The sequence below is a fragment of the Kribbella steppae genome (assembly GCF_004342025.1).
Classification (GTDB): Bacteria; Actinomycetota; Actinomycetes; order Propionibacteriales; family Kribbellaceae; genus Kribbella; species Kribbella steppae.
Genome location: NZ_SLWN01000009.1, coordinates 65872 through 84119, shown reverse-complemented (window position 1 = coordinate 84119; position 18248 = coordinate 65872). Strand labels below are relative to the sequence as shown.

The following is an 18248-nucleotide window of genomic DNA, read 5'->3' as shown; positions in this document are numbered from 1 at the left end:
GACTCGCACGATGGTGGTCTGGGTGCCCGACTGGCCGGTGACAGCGGCTGCGGTGGCGGCCGGACGCTCCCCGGACGAGCCCATCGCCATTCTGGAGAAGGGCAAGGTGCTCGCCACCTCCGCCGCCGCCCGGGCCGGAGGGGTGCGCCGCGGTCTGCGCGCCCGGGACGCGCAGTCGCGGTGCCCGGAGCTCGTCGTTCTGAAGTACGACCCGGTGATTGACGCCCGCGCGTTCGACCCGGTGATCGGCTGCCTGGAGGCGCTCATCCCCGGCATCCAGGTGATCCGACCGGGCATGTGCGCGTTGAAGGCGCGCGGTCCGACCCGGTTCTACGGCAGCGAGCCCGCGGCGGCGGAGAAGCTCCTCGACCGGCTCGAGACGTTCGACGTACCGGGGGGCCGGGTGGGGGTCGCCGATGGCCCGTTCGCCGCCGAGCAGGCGGCCCGGTCGAGTCCGGCACAGACACGGATCCTGGTGGTCCCGCCGGGGGAGTCCGCGGAGTTCCTGGCGCCTTTCAGTGTCGACACGCTCGAGCAGCCGACACTCGCCGACCTACTCCGCCGGCTCGGGCTGCGGTCGCTGGGTGCGTTCGCGCAGTTGTCTCCCACCGAGGTGCTGACCCGGTTCGGTCCCGACGGCGCGTTCGCGCACCGGCTGGCCTGCGGGTACGACGAACGTTCGGTGGTCGGCCGCGAGGTGCCGCCGGAGCTCATCCGCATCCTCGACTTCGAGCCGGCGGTGGACCGGGTCGACCAGGTCGCCTTCGCGGTCCGGTCGGTCGCCGACGAACTGATCGCCCGGCTGACCGAGCTCGGCCTGGTCTGTACGACGCTGCGGGTCGAGGCCGGTACCGAGTCCGGCCGGATCCACGAGCGGGAGTGGTTGCATCCACGCTGGTTCACCGCCGCCGACGTAGTGGATCGGGTCCGCTGGCAGCTACAGGGGAGTGGTACGGCGACCAGCGAGCTGACGTCCCCCGTCGTACGGCTCCGACTCATTCCTGAACAGGTCGACCCGGTCGGTGCGCATGTCGAAGGGCTGTGGGGAGGTGGGCCGGACGAGCGGATCCACCGGGCGCTGTCGCGAGTCCAGAGCATGCTCGGTCATGGTGCCGTCGCGTCGGTGGTGATCGGCGGCGGTCGCGGGTCCGCCGAGCGGCAGACCCTGATCCCGTGGGGCGACCGCCCGGTGCCGGCCCATCCGGTGGATCAGCCGTGGCCGGGCTCGATCAGCTCCGCCGACCCGCGCTGGCCCACGCTCGCGCCCACCACCATCTTCCCCACGCCGCTGCCCGCCCAGGTCCTCGCCGAGGACGGCAGCCAGGTCTCCGTCAGCGCCCGCGGCGCCCTCTCCGGCACCCCCACCGCCTTCCGCCTCGCCCCCGACCCTGGAGTAGCCGACCCTGGAGTTGCCGACCCTGGAGTTGCCGACAGCAACAAGCTCCACCCCATCACCGCCTGGGCAGGCCCCTGGCTCGTCGACGAACGCTGGTGGGATCCACGCCCCGATTCCCGCCGAGCCCGCTTCCAATTCACCACCGCCGACACCCGAGCCTGGCTCTTCACTCTCCACCAAACCACCTGGCAAGCCGAAGCCACCTACGACTAACAGGACTCCACGTGCGGGCGACAGCAATCCCCTGAGGCCACTTTCGGATGCCGGCTTCCTGCGGGCTTCTCGCTGGCTGCCTGACGGGGCTCGCCGGATTGCGGCCCGGGTCGCCTTCCTGCGCGGCTTGGGGGCAAGGCTGGCCGAGGTTACCCGGAGGGCTGGCCTTGACGCCGCCGAGGACGAGCTCAGCTCGGTGTGCGGGAAACCATAGGTCACTCATGCTGCCTGGGCATTGTTCTGGCTCGTTGCCGTCTTTTGGGGGATGCCGAGTCGGGTGCAGGCGCCCGTGCAGGCGCCCTGGAAAATTCCGGCGGTGCATTCACCTGCGCTGCCTGGTCGGTGTGGAATACGGGACCCCGGCGACCCCGGGACCCCGGGACCCCGGGACCCCGGGGACCCTGGCGACCGCGGGTTGCCGCCGCGGACCGCGACCGCCATCACCACCGCGGAGTTTGGGCGCTGATGTATACCCGCTCCTCGCGCGGCCGGGAGTGTGACGTTTCCCCTTGTGAATAAGGACTTTGGGGTTTCTGTGGGTTTGGATCGCCGCTCTAGATGGCGTAGAATCAAACACATGTTCGAAGGAGATCTGACGACGCTGTCGACGCCCGACCTGCTGGAGTCGGCCGCCGAACACCGCGCCGAGGCCAACCGCCTCGACACCCGACTCCTCGAACACGCCCAGACCTACGCCGACCGCCACCACCCCGACACCAGCCCCACCCGCCCCGAACACCGCCCCGGCCGCTCCACCAGCGACGGCCGCGAACGCGCCATCGTCCTGGGCGGCGACGGCTGCCCCGAGATCGCCGAATTCGCCCCGGCCGAGTTCGGCGTCATGCTCGGCATCTCGGCCGGTGCGGCCGCCGACTTCATCGGCCAAGCACTCGCACTGCGCCACCGCCTCCCGCTCACCTGGGCCCGCGTCCAGGCCGGGCAGGCGACCCCGTGGAAGGCGCGCAAGATCGCCACCGCCTGCCTCGACCTGTCCGAAGACGCCGCCCGGTCCGTCGACCGGCGAGTCTGCCGGGTGGTCGATTCGCTCACCCCGATCCGGCTGGACAAGATCGTCGACGCCGCCAAGAACCACGCCGACCCCGACGCCGCCCGCAAGAAGGCCGCCGAGAAGGCCCGCGAACGCGGCGTCTACCTGGCCCGCTCCGACGAACACGGCACCAAAAGGATCCACATCCGCACCGGCACCGGCGACGCGATCCGGTTCAACGCCCGCATCGGCAGCATCGCCGAAGCGTTGAAGGTTCTTGGCGACACCAACCCGCTGCAGTCCCGTCGCGCGGACGCGGTCGGCATCATCGCCGACCCCCGCTACACCGAAGAGCTCCTCCACCAAGCCCACAAGCTCCTGAACGCCCGGCCGGCCCCTCCCGGACCGCCAGCAGACACAGGCAGCGGCGGCACCCAAACGACCGACACAGCCGCCGAAGCAACCACCGATGACGGCGCCAGGCGAGCAGCCCCTACGGTCGCCGGTCGAGACACCGGCCCAGGTGCGGGCATGGACAAGGAGCAGAGCACCGCTCCGACCGCCGATCCGGCCACCGATCAAGGCTCCGCCTCCACTGCCGGCACGACCACGGACCAGAACACCGCCCCGAGCACGGCCTCGACCACCGCCCGGACAGCCCACGCGGCCCGTCGAGGCGTTGGTCCAACGGCCGACGCGGCCACCGAGCGCGGGACCTCATCGAGCGCCGACCGCTCCAGTGCGCCAGCCTCTTGCCGGGTGTCCGACCGCGGTGATCTGTCGACCGCCGACCCGGCTTCTGCTCGCCACAAGGCGTCAACAGCCGAGCCGGGTGGTGCTGAGTGCGGTCGGCGTGCACGAGGAGGCGCGGACCACGGTGCCTACTCGGTTGACGAGGGTCTGCTGGAGGACTGGGCAGAACCTGGCCTGGACGACGAAGCCGACCGCGACGCCCCGCACCCCAGCCACAGCGATCTCCCCGACCCGCTCGACACCCCGTTCAAGGACCCGGTCGAGCCGTTCGACCCCGGCCTGCGGCTCGACCACGACGACGACGGCGAGGCCCTCGATGCCGAGGCGCGCCGCGCGCTCGATGCACGGCTTGCCCAGATCAGGCACGACGCGCACACCAACCCGCGATCGGGCGGCAGGCTGCGCGCTGGGCAGACCGAGATCTACGTACACCTCACCGACCACACCCTGGCCACCGGCACCGGCGTCCTCCGGGTCGAAGACCTCGGCCCACTGCTCGCATCACAGCTGAGCGAGCTCGTCGGCCACGGGCCGTACGTGGTGAAGCCGGTCATCGACCTCAATGACGCGGTCAGTGTCGATGCCTACGAGATCCCCGACCGGATCCGCGAACGCGTCAAGCTGACCCACCCGGTGGAACTGTTCCCGTACGGCACTCGCGAAACCCACGCCGCGATGGATCTGGACCACATCGAGCCCTACGACCCCCTCGGTCCACCCGGCCAAACCACCCCGGCAAACCTGGCACCCCTGCGCCGTTTCCCGCACAGGGTGAAGACCCACGGTCGGAAGGTGCGCCGCCTCGATCCCAGGACGCTGGAGTGGCTCACCCCCAACGGGTTCGCCTTCCACGTCGACCCCACCGGCACCCACCGTGCTCCACAACCAAACCGAGACGCATGAACGGTCAACGCCGGGCCGGCGCCGTTGACATCTGTACCGGTGAGGCGACGGACGATGGACTCATCCCAGGCGAGGCAGGCACTCCGGTGGACCGGCAAGGTGAGTCCACAGCAGAGGTCGAAGCGGTGACTCTTCCTGCCACTGGTGCGATCTCCGCGCTGTACCGCGATGACATAGACCTCACCCGGGCAAGGCCGTGGTGCAACATCTCCGCGACTACGCCGGGGGCTGAGCCTTGATGGTGAGCCGCAGTGGAACTGAGACACCAGTCGGGGGTGGGAGGGCGCAGTCAGCTGTTGGCGGTGGGAGCTGGGTCGAGCGACGTGTGGGTGGGTGGTTTGGCTGGGTGAGAGGGTGGGAGCAGTTGGGGGAGCTGGGGTCGAGCCGGGTGGGCGTGGCGCGCGGCCGCCCAACCGCCTGTGCCGAGGTGAGGGGAACTGTCGGTGGGCTGGGTGAGAATGGCGGGGTGGATGACGAAGCGCAGTTTGGGCCGCATCGGTGGTCGGCCGGGTATCACGACGATGGTGCGAATGACAGGTTTCGTGGGGCGACCTTCATGGTCGGGGATCTGCGGGGTACGCGGTTCGTCGACTGTGATCTGAGCCAGGCGAAGATCGTCGACGGGTGTCTGATCGACGTCGACATCTCGGGGTATGTCAGCAACCTGGTCGTCAATGGGATCGACGTCACCGAGTACGTCGAGGCCGAGCTCGACCGCCGGCATCCCGAGCGGGTGCAACTGCGGAACGTGCGGAACGCGGACGACTTCCGCGCGCTGTGGACCACGATCGAGCGGCTGTGGTCCGAGCTGACCGCCCGCGCCGAGCGGCTGCCCGAGTCCGTCCGCCACGAGCGGGTCGCCGACGAGTGGTCGTACGTCGAGACGCTGCGCCACCTCGTCTACATCACCGACTCCTGGGTGAGCCGCACGATCCTCGACGAGGAGAGGCCGTTCCACCCACTCGCGCTGCCGCAGACCGCCTACGCTCCCGCGGATGCCACGGCGCTCGGCATGGAGCTCGACGCCAAGCCGTCGTACGCCGAAGTGCTCGAAGCGCGCGCGGATCGGGTGGCGGTGGTGCACGGCGTACTCGATGGTCTGACCGACGCCGAGCTCGGACGGCTCTGCCTGCGACCGCCAGCGCCCGGCTATCCAGAGGAAGAACGCCCGGTCGCCGAATGCCTCGGCGTCCTGATGGACGAGGAATGCGAGCACTACCGCTTCGCCAACCGCGACCTGACCATCCTGGAATCCCACTGAGAACGGCCCGCGCCGCGAGTCAGGGGGCGACGACGGTAAGGATGACGGTGGCGCCGACGGGGAGCATCGTGCCGGCGACGGGGGAGACGGCCATGAGTTGGCCGGGAGTGTAGCTGGGGGACTTGATGGTTCGGATCGTAGATTTCAGGCCCAGCTTGCGGAGTACGGCCGCATACGCCTCGCCGGTCGGTCCCTGCCCGTTCGTTCCCAACGAGTAGAGATCCGGTACGCCGACCTGATCGGGAACGATCCGGATCCGCTCGAGGATGCGGTCGACCTCCTCGGCGTTCGTGGACGACTCCGCCCAGAACCAGACATCCAGCGACGGAATGCGGACCCCGCCCGAGCACGTCCTGACCTGGTAGACGTTCCCCGAGACGCAGGTCGTGTGCCGGCGTTCGGCGCGCACTCCGTCGATCTCGATGATTTCGTCGGCGGTGAGGTCGAAGATCGTCGGCCTGCCGCGCCCAACATCCACACTCTCGACCCCCAAGGGACGGGGCGTCGCACACAAGTGGGGGTCCCGCCTGAGGATGGCCGTGTCCCGGTACGGAGTCAGGCAATGCGTCTGATTCGTACCCCAAGCCTTGGGTACGGCGATGGCCGCGTGCCCGAGCCCGACCAGACGCATGTCCGCGGATACGACGCCCGGGCTGGCGGACGCGACCGGCGGAGGGGAGACCTCAGGACTCGCGCCAGGCCTCACAAGCAATGCGGTTCCGCCGACCGCAGCCACCACCGCGACCGCAGCAGCTACGGAGACCGCGACAGTGCGACGGCGACGGCGCCGGGTGACGCGCGCGTGCATCAGCTCGATCGGGGCCGGCCCGACGTCGGTCCGTTCCCCGGCGCGTTCGAGGAGTTCGGTCAGCTTGGTTTCGATCATCGGGATCCCCGCAGTTCTGCCAGGTCTGGGTCCTGGGCCAGCGTCTTCACGGCTCTGGACAGGCGGCTCTTCACGGTGCCTGCGGCAACGTCCAGCACCGAGGCCATCTGCTGTTCGCTCAGGTGGGCGTAGTACCGCAGTACCACCGCGGTGCGTTGGTCGCTGGGCAGTCGGTCGAGGGCACGCATGACGGCGTCGGCGTCGTCGATGCTGGTCGTGTGGTCGCTGCCGGCCTGTTCGGGGAGAGTGGCCGTCGGCTTCTCACTTGTCCAGCGGCGGCGTCGCCCGGAGAGGAAGATGTTGATCAGAACTCGGTGAACGTAGGCATCCCGGTCATCGGCCGCCTGCACTTTGCCCCACTTCATCAGGCACCGTTCCAGAGCGGTCTGGACGAGGTCCTGAGCTTCGGCGTGCGTGCACCCCAGGAGCACCGCGGAGCGCACCAGACTGGGCCAGCGCGCCGCCACGTACTCGCTGAAGTCGTCCCTGCTCATGCCCACCCGATCTCCCCGTCGCCCTCACCGTATAGACACGCTGGCACCGGGCCGAGGTTCCGAGGAGGGCCGGAGAGGTCAGAAGTCGATGCGCATGACGGTGCGGCGAACGGTCGGCCGGGTGATCTCCTTGAAGCCGGCTTCTTCGAAGGCCTGGTGCGGGCCGACGTGGAGTTCGCCCCAGGTGATCTGCTTGCCCGCCTGGGTGACCATCGGATAGGCCTCGAGCGCGCGGGCGCCGCGGGTGCGGGCGTGGTCGATGGTCGCGCGCGCCAGTAGATAGGTGAGGCCGCGGCCGCGGTAGCCCTTGCGTACGACCATGCAGGTGACCGACCAGACGCTGTCGTCGTCCTTGTCCTCGGAGCGGTCGGTCCACGGGATGCGGGAGGTGCGGAGTTTCGGGTACGCCGTCCGTGGCTCGACCGCGACCCACCCGGCCGGTTCGCCGTCGACGTACCCGACCAAGCCGCTCGTCGACGGCGAGTCGGGGTCGCCGCACACGGTCTGGTCCTGGAGCATCGCGGTCCGCTCGTCCTGGGTGGAGTCGCGCCAGATCCAGCCGCGGATCTTGAACCGCTGGCATTGGCAATGCCCCGCGTCGGCGATCCCGAAGATCGCCTGGAGGTCCGCCCATGACGCCTCGTTCGCGGGTACGACGGTCAACTGCTCCGCCTCGATCGGCGTCATCGCTTTCAGCCTGCTCATGACCGGCAGGCTAGCTCCAGTTCCGGACGGTCTACTTCCGGAACAGCACCCGCGAGAGGAGATCAGCAAAGTCCGCCGGGAACTCATGGCCCACCCCAGGCAGCCACTCCACCGAGACGCCGAGGCCGCGCAGTTGCTCGCCGGCCTCCTCCACGACCTCGCGCAGCTCGTCGTCCGTCCCCATCAACACCACCGCCGGCTCCAGCGCACCCGACGCCTCCGAAGGCAGTTGACGAAGAGCAGGAGCCAGTACGACGACGCCGGCGACCGGCCGTGGTTGCGCAATGAGCGCCCAGTCGAGTGCTACCCGACCACCTGCAGAGAAGCCGGCAGCAATGACCTCTACAGACTCCAGTTCTGTCGGCAGCTGGGCGAGTGCCCGGGCAACGTCGTCACGAGAGCGCTCCGGGTCGGGCCAGGTCCGGTACATCGGAGACATGAGCTGCGACGACTCCACACACACCAGCGCATAGCCGAGCGACGTCGCGCTCGCCCAGTCGCGGGCCGCATGCGTAGCCCGCTGCCCCGCCCCATGCAGAGCAACCACCACACCCCGCACCTCACCGCTCGGCAGCAGAACAACCGGCTTGGCGCTGGCACTGACGGAAGCTGCGCGCCGCTCGCCGGACAACGACAGCAGGTCGGCGAAACCCGGGAGGCTCTGCAGACTGGTCAGGTCGTCGTCCTCGGTCAGGAGCGATTCGTCCCACCAGGCGCCGGCGGTGGCGGCGGACTGGAGTGCGGCCAGGGCCTGGTCCGGCTGACCGAGTACGGCGAGGAAGCACGCGCGGAGGTGGGTCAGTTCGGCCAACCAGGGTTGGAGCGCGTCGTCGGCCTGGTCCAGGGCGGCCAGGGCCTGCCCGTAGGCGCCCTGTTCATACAAGGACGCGACGCGGTCGGTCAGGGCGTCGTACTCAGCCTCGGGACTCTGCACCGGATGATTGTCTGGCTAGGTTGGGGGCATGCACAGGAGCAGGGTGTCCACCTTCCTCATCGACGTACGGCGGGACGAGGTCGGCAAGGCGACTGAGTTCTGGGCGAGTGCACTGGGCGTGGAGACGGCCACCCCGTCGGGGGAGCCGCAGTTCACCAGGCTCGAGAACGCAGTGCCTGGGTACGTGACGGCAGTGCAGTCGGTGGACGACGAGCCCCGGTACCACCTGGATATCGAGACCGACGACGTCGCCGCCGAGGTCGCACGGCTCGTCGGACTCGGTGCGGTCGAAGTGTCGAGCTGGCAGGGCTGTCACACCCTCCGGGCACCTGGCGGCCACCTCCTGTGCGTCATCCCGGTGCACAGCACACCCGAGTACTTCGCCGAGCGCGCCACCACCTGGAACAGCTAGCGAGCGCGCAACCACCCGGGCGAGGGAGGCAGTTCGCTCTCGCGAGTGATTCAGGGCCGATGCGCTGATGTCTACGGTCGAAGCGACAGAGACAAGGAGTGGGCGTGAACATCCAGCGAGCTGCACCGCGATGGTGGATCACCGCCGCCGCATATGCGGTGCCGCTGTGCATCCTGCCGTCGGCGGCTTGGCGAACGCACCTGGTCATCGACACGTGGGCCGGACAACAGGACAACGCTTGCATGCAAGGCGGCGGTATCGAGATCTACCTGACCTTCCTGTCGCTCGGCTCGTTCGCCCTGGGTCTCCTCACGATCGGCCTCGTGCGGCCGTGGGGGGAAGTCTTCCCGCGCTGGATACCGGTCGTCGGTGGGCGGGTCGTCCCTGTCCGCGGCGTGACCGCAGTCGCCGGGACCGGCGCAGCCCTGGTCGGCCTCCTCGTCGCCTACTTCCTGCTCAATCAGCAGTTCCACATCGTCGACGGCCCTCTGAAGCCCCTCCCGCCCGGCTGTCACGTCCCGGACTTCGACGTCCTGGTCTGGTACGTACCCCTCATCGCCTGGCCTCCGCTCCTGGCCCTGGTCACCTGGGATTACCACCGCCGCCGCACCGCCACCCCCACCGTCTCCGTCGAGCGGTAGGTTCCAGCCGGCGAGCAGCCACCTGGGAGAGCTAGAGAGCGTCAGCCCGGGACTGCAGATAGCGCTGTTCGGGCACGCTGTCGGTACGGCGCGCGGCCTGCTGGTAGGCAGAGCGGGCAGCGGGAAGGTCACCGGACAGTTCCAGCAGATGCGCGCGTACGGCGGCCAGCCGGTGATGGTCCTTCAAGGCCGGATCCACATCGTCGAGGAGAGCGAGCCCGCGAGCAGGGCCATGGACCATCGCGACCGCGACGATGCGGTTGAGGGTGACCATCGGGCCGGGCGCGGTCGACTCGAGGAGTTCGTACAGCATCAGGATCTGCCGCCAGTCGGTGGCCTCGGCCTGCCGGGCCTCGTCGTGTACGGCGGCGATCGCGGCCTGCAACTGATACGGCCCGACCGGTGCCGTGCGCAACGTCGAGGCGATCAACTCGGTGCCCTCGGCAATCGCCTCGGCATCCCACAACGACCGGTCCTGCTCCGGCAACGGCACCAGCGCGCCGTCGGCCGTCGTACGGGCCGGCCGTCGCGCGTCCGTCAGCAGCATCAACGCCAGCAGCCCGGCGACCTCACCCTCGGCCGGCAACTCCGACCGCAACTGCCGGGTCAGCCGGATCGCCTCCGTGCTCAGCTCGACCCGGTGCAGCGACGATCCGGATGACGCGGTGTACCCCTCGTTGAAGATCAGATACAGCACATGCAGTACGGCGGCCAGCCGCGACGGCAGCTCCGCGGCGGGCGGCATCGCGAACCGGGCACCGTGCAGCTTCGCCTTCGCCCGGCTGATCCGCTGCCCGATCGTTGCCTCCGGCACCAGAAACCCCCGGGCGATCTCACCGGTGGTCAGCCCGCCGACCGCCCGCAGCGTCAGCGCGACCTGCGACTGCGGCGTCAGCGCCGGGTGACAGCACAGCATCAGCAAGGTGAGCGAATCGTCGACCACCGGCGCCGGCTCCGGGACGGGCTCCGATGCGACCGCCGATTCCCGCCGTACCCGAGCCGCCTCACTCCGCAGTACCTCGATCCGCCGGCGCGACGCGACTGTGATCAGCCAGCTGCGCGGATTGTCCGGTACGCCGTCCGCCGGCCACTGCTGCGATGCGGCCAGCATAGCCTCCTGTACGGCGTCCTCGCACGCGTCGAAGTCGCCGTACCGCCGGACCAACCGGCCGAGCACCTGCGGAGCCAGCTCTCGCAGCAGCTCCTCGACCATCACATCAGGGCGCCGAGGTCCCGGACGGGGCGGATCTCGACGATGCTGAACGGCGCTTCCGGGATCTGCGGAACGATCTCGACCGCACGCTCCATGCTCTCGCAGTCGAGCAGGTAGAACCCGGCCAGTTGCTCCTTCACCTCGGCGAACGGACCGTCGGTGGTCATCACCTGGTCGCCGCGGATCCGCACCTGCACCGTGGCGTCGGGGTCGTCGAGTGACTCCGAGGCCACGAGTTCGCCGCTCGCGGAGAGTGCCTCGTGCAACGCGGTGTAGCCGGCCATCCCCTCCCGCTTCTGCTCGTCGCTCAGCGAGTCCCAGACCTTGCGGGACTCCGGGTTGCCGTAGATCAGCACCAGGAACTTCACCAGCTCTCCTCCCGTTCAGTTCAGCGTAAACCGGGGGCAAGCATCACCCTTGGATATCGATCGGGTCACTGGTTCGTAGCAGGCGTAGCGGGAACGGGGCGGGGGCGTTCTGGTATCAGGGGAAAGCTGGGGCTGCCCCGGAGTGGCCGGGCGTAAACCTGTCGAGGGGCCCAAGTACAGTTACGACGGGTATCCAGGGTGAGAGAGGGAGGGGTCGCGTGCCGGAATTGGAAGTGTCCGACCGGGTACTGACGATCCCGAACGCGCTCAGCTTCCTCCGGTTGCTGGGGGTGCCACTGTTCCTGTGGTTGATCCTCGGTCCGGAGGAGGACGGTTGGGCGCTGCTGGTGCTCGCCATCTCCGGGTTCACCGACTGGGCCGACGGGCAGATCGCCCGGCGGATGAACCAGACCACCCGGCTCGGCCAGATGCTCGACCCGGTCGCGGACCGGCTCTACATCTTCGCCACCGTGATCGGCCTGGCGCTGCGCGACATCATCCCGTGGTGGCTGGCGATCGCGCTGCCGTTGCGCGACCTGCTGCTGATCTTCACCCTGCCCGCTCTGCACCGCCGCGGCTTCAACGCGCTGCCGGTGCACTTCCTCGGCAAGTCGGCCACGTTCTGCTTGCTGTACGCGTTCCCGCTGCTCCTGCTGGGTGACGGCGACAGCACTCTCAACCTGCTCGCGCGGGTGTTCGGCTGGGCGTTCGCGATCTGGGGGACCGGGCTGTACTACTGGGCCGGCGTCCTGTACTTCGTCCAGCTGCGCCACCTCGTCCAAACGGTGAAACCGATCAACGACCCGGCCGGGTAGACCCGTGACTCAGCAAGCCCCACCGAAGGAAGGCCCACCCAAGCCGCGGCGTGTCGACGCCTCCATGTCGCTGCTGAACAACCTGATGGCCCACCCGCTCGACGAGGGGTACGCCGTCGCCGCCCGCACCCGTCCGAAGCAGGACAAGCCGGCCCGCACCCGGCACCGCGCGATGCTGGTGGCCGCGACCCTCGTGCTCGGGTTCCTGCTGGCCGTCGCGGCCTCGCAGAACTACCGCAGCGCGCCCGAGGCGGAGAAGCAGCGCAAAGAGCTGATCACCCGCATCAACCAGGCCGACACCCGGCTGAGCACCATGCGCACCCGGCAGGCTCAGCTGGCGGACGAGGTACGGCGGTTGCAGGCCAGCGGACTGAGCAACACCAGCTCGGGTGCCGCGCTGCAGCAGCAGCTGGACACCCTGGAGCTGCAGACCGGCGCGATCGCTGTCGCCGGGCCAGGGATCAAGGCCGTGGTCGACGACGCGAAGGACGCCGACAAGGAAGGGCGCCTGCTCGACGTCGACCTGCAACAGCTGGTCAACGGACTGTGGACGGCCGGCGCGGAGGCGATCTCGGTGAACGGTCACCGGCTCACCTCGATGACCGCGATCCGCGGCGCCGGCAGCGCGATCACGGTCGACTACAGCTCGCTCAACCCGCCGTACACAGTGCTCGCGATCGGGGACAACGCGACCATGCCGGCCCGGTTCGCACAGAGCTCGGGCGGTCAGTGGGTGCAGTACCTGGTCAGCAACTTCGATGTCCGGATGACGATCACGACGGAGGAATCCTTGCTGGTGCCCGCCGATGCGACCATCGCGTTGCGCTACGCGAAGGTGAGTGGACCGAGATGATCGCCGTACTCGGACTGGTGATCGGTGTCGTGATCGGCCTGCTGGTCGCGCCCGACGTCCCGGAGTGGGCCCAGCCGTACCTTCCGATCGCCGTCGTCGCCGCCCTCGATGCGGTGTTCGGGGCCCTCCGGGCGTTCCTGGACGGAATCTTCGACGACAAGGTGTTCGTCGTCTCGTTCATCTCCAACGTGCTGATCGCCGCACTGATCGTCTACCTGGGCGACCAGCTCGGTGTCGGCTCCCAGCTGTCCACCGGCGTGGTCGTCGTCCTGGGCATCCGCATCTTCACCAACATGGCCGCGATCCGACGGCACGTCTTCAGGGCCTGACATGAGCGACGACAAACCCGACCCGACACCCGACCCGAAGCCCGACCCGACTCCCGACTCGAAGGCCGGCCCGACACCCGATCCGAAGCCCGATCCGGTCGAGGCGCCGCATCCGGACGAGCCGACGCCGATGCCGCAGCCGAAGAAGCCGCGCACGCCGAACCTGGCGCTGCGCCGGCTCAAGGCCGGGTTCAAACCGTCCCGCGGTCAGGCGATCGTGGCGGTCGTGCTCGCGCTGGTCGCGTGTATGGCGGTCGTCCAGGTCCGGGTGAACCGGGCCGACGACGGCTACCAGAACGCCCGCCGCGAGGACCTGATCGCGATCCTCGACGGCCTGGGCCAGAACACCCGCCGGCTGGAGAGCGAGATCACCGAGCTGGAGGAGCGGAAGAACTCGCTGTCGTCCAGCGCGGACAAGGCGCAGACCGCCCGCGAGCAGGCCGAGGCGCAGGTCCGGGTGCTCGGCATCCTGGCCGGCACGCTGCCCGCGCAGGGGCCGGGCGTCCGGATCACGCTGAACGACCCCGACAGCAAGATGACGTCGAGCAACCTGCTGGACGCGATCGAGGAACTGCGCGACGCCGGTGCCGAGGCGATCCAGATCAACGGCTCGGTCCGGGTGGTCGCCAGTACCGACCTCGTCGACGACGCACCCGGTATCCGGATCGACGGTCAGAAGGTCAACTCGCCGTACGTGATCGAGGCGATCGGTGAGTCGCACAACCTGGCCGAGGCGGCCAACTTCCCCGGCGGCCTGGTCAGCGAGGTGACCGGCCCGCAGGTGGGCGGGACGGCCGAGGTGACCGAGCTCCCGCTGGTCCAGATCACCGCCTTGCACGCGCCCGAGGAGCATCGTTACGCTCGCCCGGCGCCCAGCCCGACCAAGTAGCCCAGCGCCTGACCAACTAGCTGTGCTTTGAGCGAAAGAGGACGAAGGTGTACCCCGAAGACCTGAAGTACACGGCCGAGCACGAGTGGGTGAAGGCCGACGGCGAGGCCCCGGTGCGGGTCGGTATCACCGACTTCGCGCAGGACGCGCTCGGCGACATCGTCTACGTGCAGCTGCCCGAGGTCGGCAGCAAGGTGCGGGCCGGTGACGCCTGCGGCGAGCTGGAGTCGACCAAGAGCGTGAGCGACCTGTTCGCCCCGGTCAACGGCACCGTGACCGCGGTGAACGAGGCGCTCGCCGACCAGCCGGACCTGGTCAACACCGACCCGTACGGCGAGGGCTGGCTGCTCGACATCGACGTCGAGGACCCCGAGGAGGTCGAGGCGCTGATGGACGCCGAGACCTACCAGGGCCAGCTCGACCAGACCTGAGCAGAACCGCCCGGAGCCGGCCTGGTCCGAACTGATAGGTTGGCCGGACCTCAACCGCTGGTAGAGGGTTGAGGTCCGCGGTTCTGAGTCCACACTTGTTCATACGGGGTCTATCAAAAACGTCGCCGGACCGCCGGCGATCGGGAGGATCACAGCATGCCGTTCTGCAACCAGTGCGGGCACGAGAACTCCGAGGGCAGCCGGTTCTGCTCGCAGTGCGGAGCGATGCTCCCTGGCGCGGACCGCCCGGCGGCAACCCCGCCGACCCCCGGTGTCACCGACACCGCGATGCTCACCCCGATCGGCGTCGAGCCGGAGCCGGAGCGCACCGGTGAGCCGCTGTCGGCCGACGACGAGGCCGCGGTCGGCGCACTGCCGGCCGGGTCCGCCCTGCTGATCGTCCAGCGCGGGCCGAACGCGGGCAGCCGCTTCCTGCTCGACGTCGACGTGGTCACCGCCGGCCGCCACCCGGACAGCGACATCTTCCTCGACGACGTGACCGTGTCCCGCCGGCACGCGGAGTTCCGCCGGGACGCGTACGGCGTCAAGGTCCGCGACGTCGGCAGCCTGAACGGCACCTACGTGAACCGCGACCGGATCGACGAGGTCCAGCTGAACAACGGCGACGAGGTCCAGATCGGCAAGTACCGCCTGGTGTACTACGCCAGTGGCCAGGCCTGAGCAGTCGGTCGAAGGCCGCGGCATCGGTGAGGTGCTGCAGTTCCTGCAGGCCGAGTTCGCCGACGTCACCATCTCCAAGATCCGGTTCCTCGAGGCCGAGGGGCTGGTGGCGCCGGCCCGGACCGCGTCGGGCTACCGCAAGTTCAGCGCCGCCGACGTCGAGCGGCTGCGTTACGTCCTGACCGCGCAGCGCGACCAGTACCTGCCGCTGAAGGTCATCAAGGAACACCTCGCCGCGATGGACCGCGGCCTGCGCCCGTCGGCCGGCGGTCCGCCGGTGGCGCCGAGTTCGTTGCCGGAGCCACCCGGTCTGCCGGTCGCCGAGGACTTCGGTGCCTATGGCACCGAGCTGAGGCTGACCCGGGAGGAGCTCCGGGCCGCGGCCGACATCCCGGCCGAGTTGCTGGACCAGGTGGAGAACCACGGGCTGGTGGTGGCCCGCGGCAACCACTACGACGGGGACGCGCTCCTGGTCGCCACGTTGGCCGGTGAGTTCGCCCGGTACGGGATCGAGCCGCGCCACCTGCGCCCGTTCCGTACGGCGGCCGACCGCGAGGCCGGCCTGATCGAGCAGGTCACCGGCCCCCGCCGTACCGAGAAGACCGAGGAACTGGCCGCCCTGGCCGTCCGCCTGCACGCGGCCCTGGTCCGCTCCCGCCTGCCACGCTGAGCCTGAGTTATCCACCGGCGCACCCGCGGGCCTGCCCGGGGCTGCCCCGCGGAGTAGGCTGAAGACGTGCGCGAAGTCGACGTGGTCGGAGTCCGGGTTGAGATGCCCTCGAGTCAGCCGATCGTGCTGCTCCGGGAGGTCGGCGGAGAGCGGTATCTGCCGATCTGGATCGGTGCGGCCGAGGCGAGTGCGATCGCTTTCGCCCAACAGGGCATGGAGCCGCCCCGGCCGCTGACCCACGACCTGTTCGCCGAGACCATCCGGGTGCTCGGGCACACGCTCAGTCAGGTCCGGATCGTGAACCTGACCGACGGCGTGTTCGAGGCGATCCTGGTGTTCGACGACAAGACCGAGATCTCCGCGCGGCCGTCGGACTCGATCGCGCTGGCGCTGCGCACCGGGACACCGGTGTTCTGCACCGAGGAGATCCTGGCCGAGGCCGGCATCCCGGTCCCGGACAGTGAGTCGACCGGCACCGACGAGGTGGAGGAGGAAGAAGAGGTCGAGCGGTTCCGCGAGTTCCTCGACCAGGTGACTCCTGAGGACTTCGACAAGACCTGAAACACATCGGCAGATTTGAACGGTCTGGTACAAGGCACGGCAGGTAACGATTGAGGTCGGGATTGCGACACGCTCTCGGGGGAGGGCTGTGATCGTTGACCCTCCCTGATCGGCGGCTTACCTTGAAGGAGTTGTGGGGTGTTGTCACTCCACGGATGTGACCCGTTCCAGTCGGTACCCAGGGAGGCTCAGGCGTGACACGCACCGGCGACACGGATCTGACGGCGCAGTCGACGTCCGACGCACACGCCGAGGCGGTCGCTACTGCCGGCGTGCAGGGTCTGCTCTTCGACGACGACCTGCGGCCGATGCCGGAGGATGTCGGGTTCCGCGGTCCGACGGCATGTGCCGCGGCCGGGATCACCTACCGTCAGCTCGACTACTGGGCCCGGACCGGCCTGGTCTCCCCGTCCGTCCGCCCGGCCACCGGCTCGGGGACGCAACGCTTGTACGGTTTCCGTGACGTTCTGTTGCTGAAAGTGATCAAGCGGCTGCTCGACGCCGGGATCTCGCTGCAGCAGATCCGGACCGCGATCGCGCACCTGAGCAAGCGCGGGATCGACGACCTGACCCAGATCACCCTGATGAGCGACGGTGCCTCGGTCTACATGTGCACCTCGCCGGACGAGGTGATCGACCTGCTGGCCGGCGGCCAGGGCGTGTTCGGTATCGCCCTCGGCGGCGTCTGGCGTGAGGTCGAGGGCTCGCTGTCCGAGCTCCCCACCGAGCGCGCCGACGGTCACGACGACGGCGACAGCCACGCCAACGACGAGCTCGCCGCCCGCCGCCGCGCGCGGATGACCGGCTGATCTCACTGTCCACACTGTGCGCCCACTCACCGCCGAATCGCTGCGCGGTGTGTGGGCGACTTTGTTGTTGCCGCTGAACGCCGACGACTCGATCGACTTCCACCGGCTGGAGGCCCAGGCGGCCACCCTGGCCGGCACCGAGCTCGATGGTCTCTACGCCCATGGCACAGCGGGGGAGTTCCAGACCCTGACCGAGCCCGAGTTCGACCGGATCAACGACGTACTCGCGGCCACTGGCAAGCCGTTCCAGATCGGTGCGAGCCACCCGTCGGCGCAGCTTCAGTTGGAGCGGGTACGACGGGCAGCCGCGCTCGACCCAGGTGCGATCCAGGTGATCCTGCCCGACTGGTTACCGCTGAACGATCAGGAGGTGCTGGACTTCCTGCGTCGCGTGGCGGACACGGCCGGCGACGTACCGCTCGTTCTCTACAACCCGCCGCACGCCAAGACCCGGGTCGGCCCTGAGCTGCTGAGCAGGCTGGCGGCCGCCGTACCGAGTCTGATCGGACTGAAGACGGCCGGTGGGGACAAGCAATGGTTCGAGCAGGCAACCAAGTCCGGGTTGTCGATCTTCGTGCCGGGTCACTTTCTGGCGAGTATGTCGCTACTCGGTGCACACGGCAGCTACTCCAATGTCGCGGCACTCTCGCCGAACGGCGCGGTCAGATCGTCGGGGTCGCTCGACGTCGAGCGGCGGATCGGGGAGTTCTTCGAGCAGCACGTCGCTCCGCTGCAGAAGGCCGGCCTGTCCAATCCGGCGCTGGACAAGTTCCTGGCCGCGGTCGGTGACTGGGCCGACGTCGGTACCCGGGTCCGCTGGCCGATGGCGTCGGCCACCCAGGGGCAGGTCGAGGCCGCCCGACCGGTCGCGCGGGGCCTGCTGCCCGAACTGTTCGAGGATTCCTGATAGCCTCGGAAGCGCCGTACACAGCATTCGGGAGAGACCCGTTCGCCGGGCGCCGAAGGGGCAATTCCTCCCCGGAACCTCTCAGGCCCATGGACCGAGTGCCACAGGCGACTCTGGAGCGTGCACCGCGTGACAG

Annotated in this window: 21 protein-coding genes and 1 riboswitch; of the genes, 15 read left to right on the top strand and 6 right to left on the bottom strand. The window is 69.1% G+C overall.

Annotated features, from left to right (window positions below):
- Positions 1-10: 10 nt before the first annotated feature.
- The 3 genes from EV652_RS26060 (at position 11) to EV652_RS26050 (ending at position 5514) form a co-directional block, all read left to right on the top strand.
- Positions 11-1609 (top strand): DNA polymerase Y family protein, encoded by a 1599-nt coding sequence (locus tag EV652_RS26060; protein ID WP_242002009.1) that lies wholly within the window; start codon positions 11-13, stop codon positions 1607-1609.
- Between the two features lie 577 nt (positions 1610-2186).
- Positions 2187-4253: a hypothetical protein gene (locus EV652_RS26055; RefSeq protein ID WP_132211868.1), complete on the top strand. Its 2067-nt coding sequence runs from the start codon at positions 2187-2189 to the stop codon at positions 4251-4253.
- A gap of 466 nt (positions 4254-4719) precedes the next feature.
- Complete coding sequence (locus EV652_RS26050; RefSeq protein ID WP_242002008.1) at positions 4720-5514, top strand: DinB family protein; 795 nt, start codon at positions 4720-4722, stop codon at positions 5512-5514.
- 19 nt (positions 5515-5533) lie between these two features.
- Here EV652_RS26050 and EV652_RS26045 read toward each other — a convergent pair whose 3' ends face one another.
- The 4 genes from EV652_RS26045 to EV652_RS26030 form a co-directional block, all read right to left on the bottom strand.
- Positions 5534-6400 (bottom strand): PASTA domain-containing protein, encoded by an 867-nt coding sequence (locus tag EV652_RS26045; protein WP_132211867.1) that lies wholly within the window; start codon positions 6398-6400, stop codon positions 5534-5536.
- Positions 6397-6894, bottom strand: coding sequence for a SigE family RNA polymerase sigma factor (locus EV652_RS26040; RefSeq protein ID WP_132211866.1), 498 nt, complete (start codon positions 6892-6894; stop codon positions 6397-6399). The genes EV652_RS26045 and EV652_RS26040 overlap by 4 nt, the downstream gene beginning before the upstream one ends.
- A 78-nt stretch (positions 6895-6972) precedes the next feature.
- The gene (locus EV652_RS26035) at positions 6973-7599 is read right to left on the bottom strand and encodes a GNAT family N-acetyltransferase (protein WP_132211865.1); all 627 of its coding nucleotides are present in this window, start codon (positions 7597-7599) and stop codon (positions 6973-6975) included.
- Between the two features lie 31 nt (positions 7600-7630).
- The gene (locus EV652_RS26030; protein ID WP_132211864.1) at positions 7631-8533 is read right to left on the bottom strand and encodes an alpha/beta hydrolase; all 903 of its coding nucleotides are present in this window, start codon (positions 8531-8533) and stop codon (positions 7631-7633) included.
- Between the two features lie 28 nt (positions 8534-8561).
- Between EV652_RS26030 and EV652_RS26025 the strand changes: the two genes are divergently transcribed.
- A complete protein-coding gene (locus EV652_RS26025) occupies positions 8562-8945 on the top strand; it encodes a VOC family protein (protein ID WP_132211863.1) in 384 nt (127 codons plus the stop codon).
- A gap of 104 nt (positions 8946-9049) precedes the next feature.
- Complete coding sequence (locus tag EV652_RS26020; RefSeq protein WP_132211862.1) at positions 9050-9586, top strand: hypothetical protein; 537 nt, start codon at positions 9050-9052, stop codon at positions 9584-9586.
- Positions 9587-9617: 31 nt separating this feature from the next.
- Here EV652_RS26020 and EV652_RS26015 read toward each other — a convergent pair whose 3' ends face one another.
- Together EV652_RS26015 and EV652_RS26010 are read right to left on the bottom strand one after the other, a co-directional pair.
- Complete coding sequence (locus tag EV652_RS26015; RefSeq protein WP_132211861.1) at positions 9618-10799, bottom strand: RNA polymerase sigma factor; 1182 nt, start codon at positions 10797-10799, stop codon at positions 9618-9620.
- Positions 10799-11167 carry a YciI family protein gene (locus EV652_RS26010; protein ID WP_132211860.1) on the bottom strand — a complete coding sequence of 123 codons (369 nt, stop codon included), beginning with the start codon at positions 11165-11167 and terminating at the stop codon, positions 10799-10801. The genes EV652_RS26015 and EV652_RS26010 overlap by 1 nt, the downstream gene beginning before the upstream one ends.
- A gap of 218 nt (positions 11168-11385) precedes the next feature.
- Here EV652_RS26010 and clsA point away from each other — a divergent pair, with 218 nt between their 5' ends.
- The 10 genes from clsA to EV652_RS25960 all read left to right on the top strand — a co-directional run bounded on the left by clsA (position 11386) and on the right by EV652_RS25960 (position 18112).
- Positions 11386-11982, top strand: a complete 597-nt coding sequence (gene clsA, locus EV652_RS26005) for a cardiolipin synthase ClsA (protein WP_132211859.1) — start codon at positions 11386-11388, stop codon at positions 11980-11982.
- 4 nt (positions 11983-11986) lie between these two features.
- Positions 11987-12835 carry a DUF881 domain-containing protein gene (locus EV652_RS26000; RefSeq protein ID WP_242002007.1) on the top strand — a complete coding sequence of 283 codons (849 nt, stop codon included), beginning with the start codon at positions 11987-11989 and terminating at the stop codon, positions 12833-12835.
- Positions 12832-13164 carry a small basic family protein gene (locus tag EV652_RS25995; RefSeq protein ID WP_132211858.1) on the top strand — a complete coding sequence of 111 codons (333 nt, stop codon included), beginning with the start codon at positions 12832-12834 and terminating at the stop codon, positions 13162-13164. The genes EV652_RS26000 and EV652_RS25995 overlap by 4 nt, the downstream gene beginning before the upstream one ends.
- A gap of 1 nt (position 13165) precedes the next feature.
- The gene (locus tag EV652_RS25990; RefSeq protein ID WP_132211857.1) at positions 13166-14053 is read left to right on the top strand and encodes a DUF881 domain-containing protein; all 888 of its coding nucleotides are present in this window, start codon (positions 13166-13168) and stop codon (positions 14051-14053) included.
- A gap of 47 nt (positions 14054-14100) precedes the next feature.
- Positions 14101-14484, top strand: coding sequence for a glycine cleavage system protein GcvH (gene gcvH, locus EV652_RS25985; protein ID WP_132211856.1), 384 nt, complete (start codon positions 14101-14103; stop codon positions 14482-14484).
- Positions 14485-14640: 156 nt separating this feature from the next.
- A complete protein-coding gene (locus EV652_RS25980; protein WP_132211855.1) occupies positions 14641-15165 on the top strand; it encodes a zinc-ribbon and FHA domain-containing protein in 525 nt (174 codons plus the stop codon).
- Positions 15152-15835 (top strand): transcriptional regulator FtsR, encoded by a 684-nt coding sequence (gene ftsR / locus EV652_RS25975; protein WP_132211854.1) that lies wholly within the window; start codon positions 15152-15154, stop codon positions 15833-15835. The genes EV652_RS25980 and ftsR overlap by 14 nt, the downstream gene beginning before the upstream one ends.
- A 66-nt stretch (positions 15836-15901) precedes the next feature.
- Complete coding sequence (locus EV652_RS25970; protein ID WP_132211853.1) at positions 15902-16396, top strand: bifunctional nuclease family protein; 495 nt, start codon at positions 15902-15904, stop codon at positions 16394-16396.
- Positions 16397-16590: 194 nt separating this feature from the next.
- Positions 16591-17205 (top strand): MerR family transcriptional regulator, encoded by a 615-nt coding sequence (locus EV652_RS25965; RefSeq protein WP_132211852.1) that lies wholly within the window; start codon positions 16591-16593, stop codon positions 17203-17205.
- Between the two features lie 16 nt (positions 17206-17221).
- On the top strand, positions 17222-18112 hold the full coding sequence (locus EV652_RS25960) for a dihydrodipicolinate synthase family protein (protein WP_132211851.1): 891 nt from the start codon (positions 17222-17224) through the stop codon (positions 18110-18112).
- An 18-nt stretch (positions 18113-18130) separates the two neighbouring features.
- Positions 18131-18219: riboswitch (glycine riboswitch) on the top strand.
- Positions 18220-18248: the final 29 nt, after the last annotated feature.